Genomic DNA, 12,894 nt, shown 5'->3' with positions numbered 1-12,894 from the left:
CTCAGGCCTCGACGCGCTTCTTCAGCTCCTTGAGGGCCGTGTCGACGATGACCTTCTCCGCCTTGCGCTTGAGCAGCCCGATCATCGGGATCTTGACGTCGACGGCGAGCCGGTAGGTGACGCGGGTGCCCGCGCCGTCGGTCGTCAGGGTGTACGAGCCGTTCATCGCCTTGAGCACCTGGGCCGACACCAGCGACCACGACACGATCCCGGTGCCGTCCTCGACGACGTCCCACTCGTAGTCGAGGACGTAGGTGTCCTTGATCGCCCCGGCGTCGAGGGTGAACTCCACCTGGTCGGCCCAGCCGTCGCCCTCCTCGGCGAGCACGCGGACGTCCTTGACCTCGCCTGCCCACTGCGGGTAGGCCTCGAAGTCGGCGATGACGTCGAGCACCTCGCCGGGTGGCGCGGCGATGCTGATGGATGACTCGGTGCGATCGGCCATGCGCCGAAGGCTATCGCGTCGGTGCCACGGCCCCGTGTGGCGGCGCGAGGCGGCGTGGGAGGATGGCGACGGCGACCCGTCCGCGCCCGCGGACGCGTCGCCCGACCGCGCGCCGGGCTGTGACGACGATGACGTGGTCAGCACGGTTACCGATCGGTAGTGTCTGTCGGAGTCCGGCCCCGGCCAACAGGAGTGTCAGTGAAGGACAACGTCGTCGCACCGCTTGCCCCCGTCACCACGGAGGGCAGCCTCGCCCAGCTGCCGGGACGCAACGCGTCCGAGGCACCCAACGAGACCGCCTTCTCGATCAAGCGTCCGTCGGGCGGGTGGAGCCAGGTCAGCTGGGCCCAGTTCGCGGCCGACGTCGACGCCGTCGCGCGTGGCCTCGTCGCCGCAGGTGTGCAGCCCGGTGACCGCGTCGCGCTCATGTGCCGGACCCGGTACGAGTGGACCCTCCTCGACTTCGCGGGGTGGACCGCGGGGGCGGTCGTCGTCCCCGTCTACGAGACGTCCTCGGCAGAGCAGGTCCAGTGGATCCTGTCCGACTCGGGGGCCCGGTTCGTCGTCGTGGAGACCTCGGCCCACGCGTCCGTCGTCGACGACGTGCGGGCCGACCTGCCGGACCTCGCCGACGTCCTCGTCATCGACGAGGGCGCCCTGGACGCGCTGCGCGAGCGTGGCCGCGACGTGTCCGACGCCGAGCTGGCGGGCCGGCGGGACGCCCTCGACCGCACCTCGCTGGCGACGATCATCTACACCTCGGGCACGACGGGTCGGCCCAAGGGCTGCGAGCTGACCCATGGCAACTTCCTCGACCTCGCCGAGAACGCCATCGGCAAGCTCGGCCAGGTCGTCCTGAGCGACAACGCCTCGACGCTGCTGTTCCTGCCGCTCGCCCACGTCTTCGCCCGCTTCATCGAGGTGCTGTGCGTCGCGGGCAAGGCGCGCATGGGCCACTCGGCCGACATCAAGACGCTCCTCGACGACTTCGCCGGCTTCCAGCCGACCTTCGTCCTCGCCGTGCCGCGCGTCTTCGAGAAGATCTACAACTCCGCCGAGGCCAAGGCCTCGGCCGAGGGCAAGGGCAAGATCTTCCTGCGGGCCGCCACGGTCGCCATCGCCTACAGCGAGGCCCTGGACGCCGGCGGGCCCGGCCCGGGGCTGCGTGTGCAGCATGCGCTGTTCGACCGGCTCGTCTTCCGCAAGCTGCGCGCGGCCATGGGCGGCCAGGTCCGGTACGCCGTGTCCGGCGGCGCGCCGCTCGGCACGCGGCTCGGCCACTTCTACCGGGGGATCGGCATCCTCATCCTCGAGGGCTACGGCCTCACCGAGACCACCGCGCCCGTCGCCGTCAACACCCCGGACAAGGTCAAGGTCGGCACCGTCGGGTACCCGCTGCCCGGCTGCGGCATCCGCATCGCCGAGGACGGCGAGATCCTCCTCAAGGGCGTCGGCGTCTTCACCCGCTACCACGACAACCCCCAGGCCACCGACGAGGCGATCCGCGACGGGTGGTTCCACACCGGCGACGTCGGCGAGCTGGACGAGGACGGCTACCTGCGCATCACGGGCCGCAAGAAGGAGATCCTCGTGACCGCCGGCGGCAAGAACGTGGCCCCGGCCGTGCTCGAGGACCGGCTGCGCGCCCACCCGCTCGTCTCGCAGTGCATCGTCGTCGGTGACCAGCGGCCCTTCGTCGGGGTGCTCGTCACCCTTGACGAGGAGATGTGGCCGCTCTGGGCCAAGACCCACGGGCTCGACGACGTGACGATCGAGCAGGCGCGGACCCACCCCACGGTGCTCGAGGCGATCCAGGCCGCCGTCGACCGCGCCAACCAGGCGGTGTCGCGCGCCGAGTCGATCCGCAAGTTCGCGGTCCTGCCCGGCGACTTCACCGAGTCCAACGGCTACCTGACGCCGTCGCTCAAGCTGAAGCGCGCCGTCGTCATGAAGGACTTCGCGGAGGACGTCGACAAGCTCTACGCCTGAGGGTCGGACTCCCGTCGCGGGTTGGTCCCGCTCGTCCGGGGCTCAGGCCGCCAGCTCGCCGTCATCCCCGCCGCAACAAGGCGCGCAGGCGTGCCTGCCACGCCCGGACGACGGCGGTCCGGTCGGTGCCGAGCTCGGCCTGCAGCGCCCGGTCGGTCACGGCCTCGGGGTCTGCCAGGAGGTCGGGCGGCACGTCGACTCCCCCGGCGGCGCCCCGGTAGAACCGCACCACCGCCGGGATGCCGTAGCGGTCGGCGAGGGTCCGCAGGACGAGCAGGCTCTCGCCGTAGGCGACCGGCAGCCGCCCGGTCGACGGGTCGAAGTCGGCCTCGCCGGGGAACGACTGCGGAAGACCCGTGGTGCGAACCGCCTCGACGGCCGGGGCCACCACCGTGCGCTCGGGCAGGTCCACGGCCCGGTAGCCGACGAGCTCGGCGAACCCCTCGGACAGCCACAGCGGCACGGACCGCGTCGTCGACGAGCGGACCGTGGCGTGGGTCAGCTCGTGCGTCATGACGACGTCTCGCCCCGCCGGCCGCAGCGAGTCCCAGGGCCCGGGCACGACGACGATGCGGTCCGCCCCGGCGGGGCTACCCGCGACGAGTGGCCCGTCCGTGGCCGCAGCGACCCCCTGGAGGTCAGCCACCTGGCGGCCGAGCAGCCGGGCGGCATCGGCGTCCGTGGCCGGCGCCACCCAGACGGCCGGCCGCGAGCGCCCCCACACCGCCGCGACCCGGGCTCCGGCGGCGACGGCGCGCTGCTGCAGCTCGTCGACGCGGCTCGCGGGTCCGACGGCCAGCACGAGAGCCCGGCGGCTGCGTCGGACGACGAGGCCCTCGAGGTCCCACGGCTGCGGACGGTCGGCCGGACGCGTCGCGACGACCGTGAGGCCACCGGGGTCGGCGGGGCTGGCCCTCACCGTGAGGTCGAGGTCGAAGGTTCGGGGTGCCGTGTCGAAACCGTCGAGCCGATAGGTCGAGGTGAGCCGGACGTCCCAGTCGACGCTGGTCCCCCGCGGCGCCGGCACCGGTGCAGTGCGCTCGCGGACCGCGGCGACCCGGACGTCGCCCACCCGCATCGCCACCATGCGTTCCAGCACGGCGGCCTCCGTCGCGCGCAGCCGGCGGTCACCGGGCACGAGGTCGGCGAGCCACGCGGCACGGTCACCGCGGGCGGCGGCTGCGGCCCGACGCTCTGCGAGGGCCCGGACGGCGCGGGCCCGGGCACCCGCCCACGCCTCGGGTGCAACCTCCGACGGCTCCGACGACACCGGCGGCACCGGTGCAGGACGGGCGACCCAACTGGTGGCCGCCGTTACGCTCGACGCCCCCGCCCGGCCGGTCGCCGCGGAGCACGCCGCCGACGTCGCGGCGAGGACGCCCGTGGCGACCACCGCGACGAGTCGCGCGCATCCGGATCTCACCACCGCGCCATGGTGGCACGGGGCGCCGGACGCGGGCCGTCAGCCGGCGTGGCGCGAACGTTCGGTCCTCGTCGGACGCGGCTCGAGCACGGCCCGGGCCGCGTTGGCCGTCGTGGTGCTGACCAGCCCGGCGCCGAGCAGCGCCGAGACCGCCCGGCGCTCCGCGCGGTCGAGCGGGACGGTGCGGTCCTCGGCACCGGAGGCTTCGGTGTGCTCGTCGGCCGTCCGGGCCGAGGCGGGAGCGGAAACCGGCGAGGGCATCGGCGCCGTCAGGATCGGCAGGGCCGACAGCGCGGTCACCATGCAGTCGGCGCAGTGGACGTTGCGCACGGGGCACGTCTGGCAGTCGACGAGCATCTCAGGCCACCCTTCTGTCTCTCGTTGCGATCTGTCACCGGACACGCTATGAGCCACCACCGACAGCCCTGTCCGGCGACGTCACCGGCCCTGCCGTCGGGACACTCCGCCACCGGGGAGGGCGCGGGGACGGCACGGGGACGGCACGGCGACGGCACGGCGACGGCACGGGGATGGCACGGGGACGGCGCGGCGACGGCGCGGATGTGCCACGGCCCCAAGGACGCTCCCACCGCCGCGCCTGCGCGGTGTTGTCGGCAGCGGCCCCTACCGTCGGTCGCATGCACTCCTTCCAGGCGACGTTCGACGACCTCGGCACGGCGCTCGCCGACGTCACGTTCGTCGTCGTGGACCTCGAGACCACGGGGGGCAGCCCGGCCCAGTGCGGCATCACCGAGATCGGCGCGGTCAAGGTCCGCGGCGGTGAGGTGCTCGGCGAGTTCCAGACCCTCGTCAACCCCGCCGAGCCCATCCCGGCGTTCATCTCGGTCCTCACCGGCATCACGGACGCCATGGTCGCCGACGCCCCGCGGATCGACAGCGCCCTGCCGGCCTTCCTCGAGTTCGCCGCGGGCAGCGTCCTCGTCGCCCACAACGCCGGGTTCGACATCGGCTTCCTCAAGTCCGCGGCGTCGCTGACCGACACCCCGTGGCCCGGGTTCACGGTCCTGGACACGCTCCAGCTGGCGCGCCAGCTCGTCGTGCGCGACGAGTCGCCGAACCACCGGCTGTCCTCGCTCGCCCAGGTCTTCGGCTCGCCGACGACGCCCGACCACCGGGCCCTGCACGACGCCCGGGCCACCGTCGACGTCCTCCACGGGCTCATCGGCCGGGTGGGCAACCTCGGCGTCCACACGCTCGAGGAGCTGTCGAGCTACACCTCCCGCGTCACGCCGGCCCAGCGTCGCAAGCGCTTCCTCGCCGACCCGCTCCCGAGCGCTCCCGGCGTCTACCTCTTCAAGGACGCGAGCGGCCGCGTCCTCTACGTCGGCACGAGCCGCGACATCCGCAGCCGCGTACGCACGTACTTCACCGCCTCCGAGCAGCGCAGCCGGATGGCCGAGATGGTCCGCCTGGCCCAGGCCGTGCACCCGGTCGTCTGCCAGACCTCCCTCGAGGCGCAGGTGCGCGAGCTGCGGCTCATCGACGAGCACAAGCCGCGGTTCAACCGGCGCTCCAAGGACGGCCGACGCGTCATGTGGGTCAAGCTGACGAACGAGCGGTTTCCCCGGCTGTCCATCGTGCGGCGGGTCCGCGACGACGGCGCCAGCTACATCGGTCCCTTCCGCACGCGCGCCACCGCCCAGGCCGCCGTCGACGCCGTCCACGAGGTCGTCCCGTTGCGTCAGTGCACCGGCCGCCTCACGGGTGTCCGGGGCTCGGCCTGCGCGCTCGCCGACATGGGACGCTGTGGCGCCCCCTGCACGGGCGCGCAGAGCCCCGACGAGTACGCCGTCGTCGCGGCGGGGTGCGCCTCGATCTTCACCGGGGACGCCCGTCCGGTGGCCGAGCGCCTGCGCTCCCGTCTCGAGGAGCTCGCCTCCCAGGAGCGGTTCGAGGACGCCGCCCGGGTCCGCGACCGCTTCCTCCAGCTCGTCAGGGGGCAGCGCGCGCCCAACGGCTCGACCCGTTGACCCGCTCCCCCGAGATCGTCGCCGCCCGCCGCAGCGACACCGGCGGCTGGGAGCTCGTCTCCATCCGTCACGGCCGGCTCGCCGGCACCGTCGTCAGCCCGCGCGGCGCCGACCCGATGCCGTACGTCCGCTCGATGCAGGCCACCGCCGAGGTCGTCGCTCCCCCGACACCGGAACGCCCGGCCGCGCTCACCGAGGAGACCGAGATCCTGCTGCGCTGGCTCGAGGCCCCGGGCGTGCGGATCGTCGAGCTCGACGGCTCGTGGACGTGTCCGGTCGGTGGCGCCGGAGCGGTCCGGCTCGAGCTCGAACCGGCCGTCGCGTCGGCCCGCGAGGCCGTCGGGTTCGACCACGACGTCCCGGCCCCGGCGGGGTCCGGGGCCCGGCGCCACGGCCTGCGCCGCGCCGGCTGACGACGGCTAGGGTGTGTCCCGTGATCACCGCCATCGTCATGATCAACTGCGAGGTCGACCGCATCCCCGAGGTCGCCGAGGAGATCGCGAACATCCCCGCCGTCTCCGAGGTCTACTCCGTCACCGGCGACGCCGATCTCATCGCCATGGTCCGGGTTCGGGCCCACGACGAGTTCGCCGACGTCATCGCGGACCGCCTCAACAAGGTCGAGGGCATCGTCGGCACGTCGACGCACATCGCCTTCCGCACGTACTCGGCCCATGACCTCGAGGCCGCCTTCAGCCTGGGGCTCGAGGGCGAGTGACCCGGCGCTGACCGGCCGGGCAGCCGTCCCGGTCAGGACCGCGTGGCCGCGACCCAACGCTCGACGACACGCGTGGCCGAACCGTCGTCGATGGCGCGGGCCGCGAGGTCCATCGCGGCGCGCAGGTCCGCGTCGAAGTCCTCCTGACCCGTCCCCGAGTCGGGTCGGGTCAGCGCCAGCGCGATGCCGGCGTTGAGCAGCACGGCGTCCCGGACGGCTCCGGGCGCTCCGGCGAAGACCTCGCGCACGACCCCGGCGTTGTGCTCGGCGTCGCCGCCGCGCAGTGCCTCGAGCGGGTGCAGGGGCAGGCCGAGGCGCGTCGGGTCCACGACCCGGTCCGCGACGCGGCCCTCGCGGACCCACCAGACCGTGGTCGTCGTCGACACCGTGACCTCGTCGAGCCCGTCGTCGCCCCGGAAGACGGCGGCGTCCTTGCCCCGGCCGGCGAAGACGCCCGCGAGAAGGGGCGCCATCCGGGCGTCGGCGCACCCGACGGCGGCATACGTCGGCTGGGCCGGGTTGGTCAGCGGGCCGAGGAAGTTGAAGGCCGTGCCGATGCCGAGGTCGCGGCGCGGAACGGCGGTGTGCCGGAAGCCCGGGTGGAAGGTCTGGGCGAAGCAGAAGGTGATGCCGGCCTCCTGGGCGACCTCGACGACGCGCTCGGGCGTCAGCGACAGGTCGATGCCGAGCGCCTCGAGGACGTCGGCCGAGCCGGACGAGGACGACGCGGCCCGGTTTCCGTGCTTGACGAGGCGCACCCCCGCCGCCGCCACGACGATGGCCGACATCGTCGAGATGTTGACGGTGTGGGCCCGGTCCCCACCCGTGCCCACGATGTCGACGCTGGGCCCCGGGACCTCGATGCGCCGCGCATGGGCGAGCATCTGCTCGGCCAGGCCCTGCATCTCGTCGACGCTCTCGCCCTTGGCCCGAAGGCCCATGAGGAAGCCGGCCACCTGCGCCGGGGTCGCCTCCCCCGCCATGATCTGGTCCATCGCCCACGCGGCCGTGTCGCGGTCGAGGTCACGCCCGGCGATGAGGTCGGCGTAGACCGACGGCCAGGTCGTCGTCGTGTCGGACCCCATGGGCTCAGGCGTTGGGGACGACGGCGCGGGCGAGGGTCGTCACGGCGGCCGTCAGCGCGATCGGGTCGAGGGGGTGCGGCACGGCGAGGTCAGCCTGCGACCAGGCGGCCAGCCAGCTGTCCTGGGGGCGCCCGGTCAGGACGATGATCGGCGGGCACTCGAAGATCTCGTTCTTCAGCTGGCGGGCCAGACCCAGACCGCCGACCTTGGCCGCCTCACCGTCGAGGACGAGGATGTCGAACCGCTCGGCCTCGACCGAGCTGATGACCGCGTCGGCCGTGGCGCACTCGTGCCAGCGGACCACCTCGACGTCCTTGGCGGGGCGGCGACCGACGGCGGCCCGGACGGCGTCGCGCGTCGTGTAGTCGTCGCTGTAGAGCAGGACGCTGACCCGCGCCAGCCGGGGCGCGCCACCGGACGACGTCACGACGTCGGTGGAGGTGCCCTGCGCTGCGGTGTCGTTCGAGGCGGTCATGCGCCAGATGCTACCGGCCCGCACACCCGCGTCCGCGGGACCCTCCCGGTGGCCGGGACGCCGTACCGGTGGCCCGGGGGCACTCCCTCGGCACCGCCTTCGGCACGATCCCGGCACGATCCCGGCACGATCCCGGTACGACCCACGAGCGCCGTCGCACCGCGCCGTGACGTCGCGTGAACCGGACCTCTCGCCGGCGGCCGGTGGACACGGCGACCCGGACGTGTCGGAATGGTCACGAATCCCCGGCAGCGTCCCGGCAATCGGGGGGGTCGCTCGCATCCGCGTCCATGAATGTGGGAATAATGTCCAACGTGGCGACAGCATCAGCAGTTCCTTCCAGCGCAGTAGCGAGCCCGGCCGTCCACGGCCCGGCGACCCGCCCGAACATGGTTGCCGTCGGCACCATCGTCTGGCTCTCCAGCGAGCTCATGTTCTTCGCGGGTCTGTTCGCCGTGTACTTCCAGCTCCGCTCCGTGCGGGGTGAGCCTGGGCCCAGCAGACCGAGAAGCTCAACCTGCCCTTCGCCAGCGTCAACTGCCTCGTCCTGGTCGTCTCCTCGGTGTGGTGCCAGCTCGGTGTCTGGAAGGCCGAGCGCGGCCAGAAGGCCCGCACCGGCAAGCTCCTCGACCTCAGGACGTGGGGCATGCGCGAGTGGTACGTCCTGACCTACCTCTTCGGCGCGTTCTTCATCGCCGGCCAGGTCATGGAGTACGCCGAGCTCGTCCACGAGGGCGTCACGCTGAGCTCGGACGCGTACGGCTCGGTCTTCTACATGGCCACCGGTTTCCACGGGCTCCACGTGACCGGCGGCCTCATCGCCTTCCTGCTCATCATCGCCCGCACCTTCACGACGCGTCGCTACACGCACGCCAACGCCACCGGCGCCGTCGTCACCTCCTACTACTGGCACTTCGTCGACGTGGTCTGGATCGCGCTCTTCGCGACGATCTACATCCTGCGCTGACGCGGACCCGTCCGGCGAACGCCCTTCCGCCCCACCACGACCCGTGACCCCCTTGGACGACAGGAAGACTCAGTGAAAGCCTTGGCCGCCCGACGCCGACACCCCGCCGCGATCGCGGTGCTGCTGCTGCTCGGCCTTCTCGTGACCGGAGGCGCCTACTCCTTCCTCGCGCCCAAGGACGCCAACGCGGCCGCATCCGTCGCCGCCGACACGGTCGCCGAGGGCAAGAACCTCTTCCTCGCCAACTGCGCCACGTGTCACGGTCTCAACGCCCAGGGCACGAAGTCGGGTCCGTCCCTCGTCGGCGTCGGCGCGGCGTCCGTCGACTTCCAGGTCGGCACGGGCCGCATGCCGCTGGCGGCGCCCAACGTCCAGGCTCCGGTGAACAAGGTGAAGTTCTCCCAGGAGCAGATCAGCGCCCTCGCCGCCTACGTCGCCTCCCTCGGCCCGGGTCCGGCCGTGCCGGACGCGGCGTCCACCAAGGTCCTCGAGCCGGGCTCGGAGGAGAACAACAAGGCGATCGCCGAGGGTGGCGAGATCTTCCGCGTCAACTGCGCCATGTGCCACAACTTCGCCGGCGCCGGCGGCGCGCTGACGCGCGGCAAGTACGCGCCGTCGCTGCAGGAGACGACGCCCACGCACATCTACGAGGCCATGCTCACCGGGCCGCAGTCGATGCCCGTCTTCAACGACACCAACCTGACTCCCGAGGCCAAGCAGAAGGTCATCTCCTACCTCAAGGCGCAGGAGAACGAGACCAACGTCGGCGGCCTGACGCTCGGCAACCTCGGGCCGGTCTCGGAGGGCCTCTTCGCGTGGGTCTTCGGTCTCGGCATCCTCATCGCCTGCGCCGTCTGGCTCGGCAAGAAGGCCGCATGAGCGCCCACCGCATCGTCCCGATCACGCACGACGACAGGACCACCACCCGATGAACGACAACGAGACGACGCACACCGGAGCGGGCACGGCGCTCGCGCCCGGGTCCGAGTCGGGCGCTCTCGAGCCCCGGCCGGGGGCCGACAGCTTCGAGAACCCGGGGCTGCCGCCGCACATCCACCGCGCCGCCGACGACGACCCCCGGGCCGCCAAGCGCGCCGAGCGCCAGGTCGCGACGCTCTTCGGCCTGTCGATGCTGGCCACGCTCGTCTTCCTCGTCAGCTACTTCGCGATCCCCGACGAGGCCACCTTCTTCCTCCCCGGCGTCGGCAAGACCAAGACGCAGAACATCGTCCTCGGCCTGTCGCTCGGGTTCGCGATCTTCCTCATCGGCATCGGTGCGGTGCACTGGGCCAAGACCCTGATGTCCGACGAGGAGATCGTCGAGGAGCGCCACCTCCAGGCGTCCACGACCGAGGAGCGCGCCAAGGCCGTCCAGGTCGTCGCGGCCGGCGTCGAGTCGACCCAGATGGCCCGCCGTCCCGTGCTGAAGTACACCCTCGGCGGCGCGCTCGGCCTGTTCGCGCTCCCGCTGGGCCTGCAGGTCGCCGGCTCCCTCGGACCGGTCACGGTGGAGGAGCTCAAGCACACGATCTGGGACCCCAAGGACAACAACGGGGGCAAGCCCGTCCGCCTCATGCGTGACCCGGAGATGACCCCGATCCGCCTCGACGAGGTCACCCTCGGGTCGGTCTTCCACGTCATGCCCGAGACGCTGCAGAAGTACCTCGACGAGGGCAAGCACGTCCTCGAGGCCAAGGCCAAGGCGGCGGTCATCCTCATCCGTCTCGACCCGAACGACATCAAGGTGCAGAAGGCCAAGGACTGGGGCGTCGAGGGTGTCGTCGCCTACTCCAAGATCTGCACGCACGTGGGGTGCGCGGTGGGCCTCTACGAGCAGCAGACGCACCACCTGCTCTGCCCGTGCCACCAGTCGACCTTTGACCTCACCGAGGACTGCAAGGTCATCTTCGGCCCGGCCCGCCGGCCGCTGCCGCAGCTCAAGATCACCGTCGACGACGCGGGGTACCTCGTCGCCCCCGAGGGCTTCCACGAGCCCGTCGGACCGAGCTTCTGGGAGCGTGCGCGATGAGCACCATCCACTCCACCCGTCCTGCCGACGCCCTGCGCGCCGGCGACCGCCAGGCCGACGAGCGAGCCTCGGCCACCAGGCCGCTCGGAGGCATCGCCGGCTGGGTCGACGACCGCCTCGGCGCCGCCAAGGGCGTGTCGTTCCTGGCCAAGAAGGTCTTTCCCGACCACTGGTCGTTCATGCTCGGCGAGATCGCGATGTACTCGATGATCGTCTGCCTGCTGACCGGCGCCTTCCTCACCTTCTGGTTCGTCCCGAGCGCGAGCCAGGTCGTGTACGACGGCTCGTACGTGCCGCTCCAGGGCATCACGATGTCCGACGCGTACCGCTCGACGCTCGCGATCTCGTTCGACATCCGCGGTGGTCTGCTCATCCGGCAGATCCACCACTGGGCGGCGCTGATCTTCATCGTGTCCGTCTTCGTGCACATGGCCCGGGTCTTCTTCACCGGCGCCTTCCGCAAGCCGCGCGAGATCAACTGGGTCTTCGGCACCATCCTGTCGATGCTCGCCTGCATCGAGGGCTTCGCCGGCTACTCGCTGCCCGACGACCTGCTCTCGGGCACCGGCATCCGCGCCATGAACGGGTTCGTCCAGTCCGTGCCGGTCATCGGCTCGTACATGGCCTACTTCATCTTCGGTGGCGCGTTCCCCGGCGAGGCGATCATCCCGCGCCTCTACTCGGCACACGTCCTGCTCATCCCGGCCATCCTCGTTGGCCTCTTCACGGCGCACATCCTGCTGGTGTTCGTGCACAAGCACACCCAGTTCCCCGGCCCGGGCCGCACGAACAACAACGTCGTCGGCTACCCGCTCCTGCCGGTGTACGTCGCCAAGGCCGGCGGCTTCTTCTTCATCGTCTTCGGTGTCATCGCGCTCATCTCCGCGGTCGTGACGATCAACCCGATCTGGGCCTACGGTCCCTACGACCCGTCGCCGATCACCGCGGGGTCGCAGCCCGACTGGTACATGGGCTTCGCCGACGGTGCGCTGCGCCTGCTGCCCGGCTGGCTCGAGTTCGAGACCTTCGGCTTCACGTGGAGCATGAACATCTTCCCCGGCTCGATCCTGCTCCTGCCGATCATGTGGACGCTGATCGGCGTGTACCCGTTCGTCGAGGCCTGGGTGACGGGCGACAAGCGCGAGCACCACCTGCTCGACCGTCCTCGTAACGCCCCGACGCGCACGGCAATCGGCGTCGCCGGCATCACGATGTACGTGGTCCTCTTCTTCGCCGCCGGCAACGACCTCATGGCGATCAAGCTGCACCTGTCGATCAACGACATCACCCAGTCCCTGCGCCTGCTGTTCTTCATCGGCCCGCCGATCGCCTTCATGATCACCAAGCGCATCTGCCTCAGCCTGCAGCGGGCCGACCGCCAGAAGGTCCTGCACGGCCGCGAGACGGGCACGATCTGGCGGTACGCCGACGGTCGCTTCGAGGAGATCCACGCACCGCTGACGCCCGAGGAGCGCTGGGTGCTCGTCCAGCACGAGTCGGCCGAGCCGCTGCAGCTCACGGCGGGCAAGGACGCCAACGGGGTCGACAGCCCGATCGCGCGCAAGGAGCGCCTGCGCGCCAAGTTCTCGCACTTCTACTTCAAGGACCGGGTCGCTCCGCCGACGCCGTCCGAGCTCGAGGCCGCGCACCACGAGCACGACGGGCACGTCGCCGCCCCCGCGGGTGAGCACGAGGCCATCGAGTCCCGTGCGGGCAGCGAGCGCGAGACCGTCAAGGCTGACCGCCACCACGACTGAGCCGCCGGTCCGGAC

At 71.8% G+C, this 12,894-nt stretch carries 10 protein-coding genes and 2 pseudogenes; 7 read left to right on the top strand and 5 right to left on the bottom strand.

Features of this window, described 5'->3' with window-relative positions:
* Position 1 precedes the first annotated feature (1 nt).
* On the bottom strand, positions 2-445 hold the full coding sequence (locus AC1VM9_RS16810; protein ID WP_481342709.1) for an SRPBCC family protein: 444 nt from the start codon (positions 443-445) through the stop codon (positions 2-4).
* Positions 446-643: 198 nt separating this feature from the next.
* Here AC1VM9_RS16810 and AC1VM9_RS16805 point away from each other — a divergent pair, with 198 nt between their 5' ends.
* On the top strand, positions 644-2,434 hold the full coding sequence (locus AC1VM9_RS16805) for an AMP-dependent synthetase/ligase (RefSeq protein ID WP_483123461.1): 1,791 nt from the start codon (positions 644-646) through the stop codon (positions 2,432-2,434).
* 61 nt (positions 2,435-2,495) lie between these two features.
* Here AC1VM9_RS16805 and AC1VM9_RS16800 read toward each other — a convergent pair whose 3' ends face one another.
* Together AC1VM9_RS16800 and AC1VM9_RS16795 are read right to left on the bottom strand one after the other, a co-directional pair.
* Positions 2,496-3,704, bottom strand: a complete 1,209-nt coding sequence (locus AC1VM9_RS16800) for a hypothetical protein (protein WP_483123459.1) — start codon at positions 3,702-3,704, stop codon at positions 2,496-2,498.
* A gap of 192 nt (positions 3,705-3,896) precedes the next feature.
* Positions 3,897-4,214 carry a hypothetical protein gene (locus AC1VM9_RS16795; protein WP_481342706.1) on the bottom strand — a complete coding sequence of 106 codons (318 nt, stop codon included), beginning with the start codon at positions 4,212-4,214 and terminating at the stop codon, positions 3,897-3,899.
* A 281-nt stretch (positions 4,215-4,495) separates the two neighbouring features.
* On the opposite strand from AC1VM9_RS16795, the pseudogene AC1VM9_RS16790 reads away from it, so the two are divergent.
* Together AC1VM9_RS16790 and AC1VM9_RS16785 are read left to right on the top strand one after the other, a co-directional pair.
* Positions 4,496-6,261: pseudogene (locus tag AC1VM9_RS16790) on the top strand (DEDD exonuclease domain-containing protein).
* Positions 6,262-6,281: 20 nt separating this feature from the next.
* Positions 6,282-6,566 carry an Lrp/AsnC family transcriptional regulator gene (locus AC1VM9_RS16785; RefSeq protein WP_481342704.1) on the top strand — a complete coding sequence of 95 codons (285 nt, stop codon included), beginning with the start codon at positions 6,282-6,284 and terminating at the stop codon, positions 6,564-6,566.
* Positions 6,567-6,598: 32 nt separating this feature from the next.
* Here the strand turns inward: AC1VM9_RS16785 and trpD are convergent, their stop codons facing one another.
* Complete coding sequence (gene trpD / locus AC1VM9_RS16780; protein WP_481346119.1) at positions 6,599-7,651, bottom strand: anthranilate phosphoribosyltransferase; 1,053 nt, start codon at positions 7,649-7,651, stop codon at positions 6,599-6,601.
* Between the two features lie 4 nt (positions 7,652-7,655).
* Positions 7,656-8,126, bottom strand: coding sequence for a PleD family two-component system response regulator (locus AC1VM9_RS16775; RefSeq protein WP_481342702.1), 471 nt, complete (start codon positions 8,124-8,126; stop codon positions 7,656-7,658).
* 305 nt (positions 8,127-8,431) lie between these two features.
* Here AC1VM9_RS16775 and ctaE point away from each other — a divergent pair.
* The 4 genes and pseudogenes from ctaE (at position 8,432) to qcrB (ending at position 12,879) form a co-directional block, all read left to right on the top strand.
* Positions 8,432-9,093: pseudogene (gene ctaE / locus AC1VM9_RS16770) on the top strand (aa3-type cytochrome oxidase subunit III).
* 72 nt (positions 9,094-9,165) lie between these two features.
* Positions 9,166-9,972, top strand: a complete 807-nt coding sequence (qcrC, locus tag AC1VM9_RS16765) for a cytochrome bc1 complex diheme cytochrome c subunit (protein WP_481342700.1) — start codon at positions 9,166-9,168, stop codon at positions 9,970-9,972.
* Positions 9,973-10,021: 49 nt separating this feature from the next.
* A complete protein-coding gene (gene qcrA, locus AC1VM9_RS16760) occupies positions 10,022-11,122 on the top strand; it encodes a cytochrome bc1 complex Rieske iron-sulfur subunit (protein ID WP_483123458.1) in 1,101 nt (366 codons plus the stop codon).
* Positions 11,119-12,879 (top strand): cytochrome bc1 complex cytochrome b subunit, encoded by a 1,761-nt coding sequence (gene qcrB / locus AC1VM9_RS16755; protein ID WP_481346121.1) that lies wholly within the window; start codon positions 11,119-11,121, stop codon positions 12,877-12,879. The genes qcrA and qcrB overlap by 4 nt, the downstream gene beginning before the upstream one ends.
* The last annotated feature ends 15 nt before the right edge of the window (positions 12,880-12,894 follow it).

It is taken from the genome of Monashia sp. HAY1-11D (assembly GCF_056868035.1).
The sequence above is the reverse complement of the archived record's forward strand: the minus strand, read 5'-3'. Positions and strand labels throughout refer to the sequence as shown.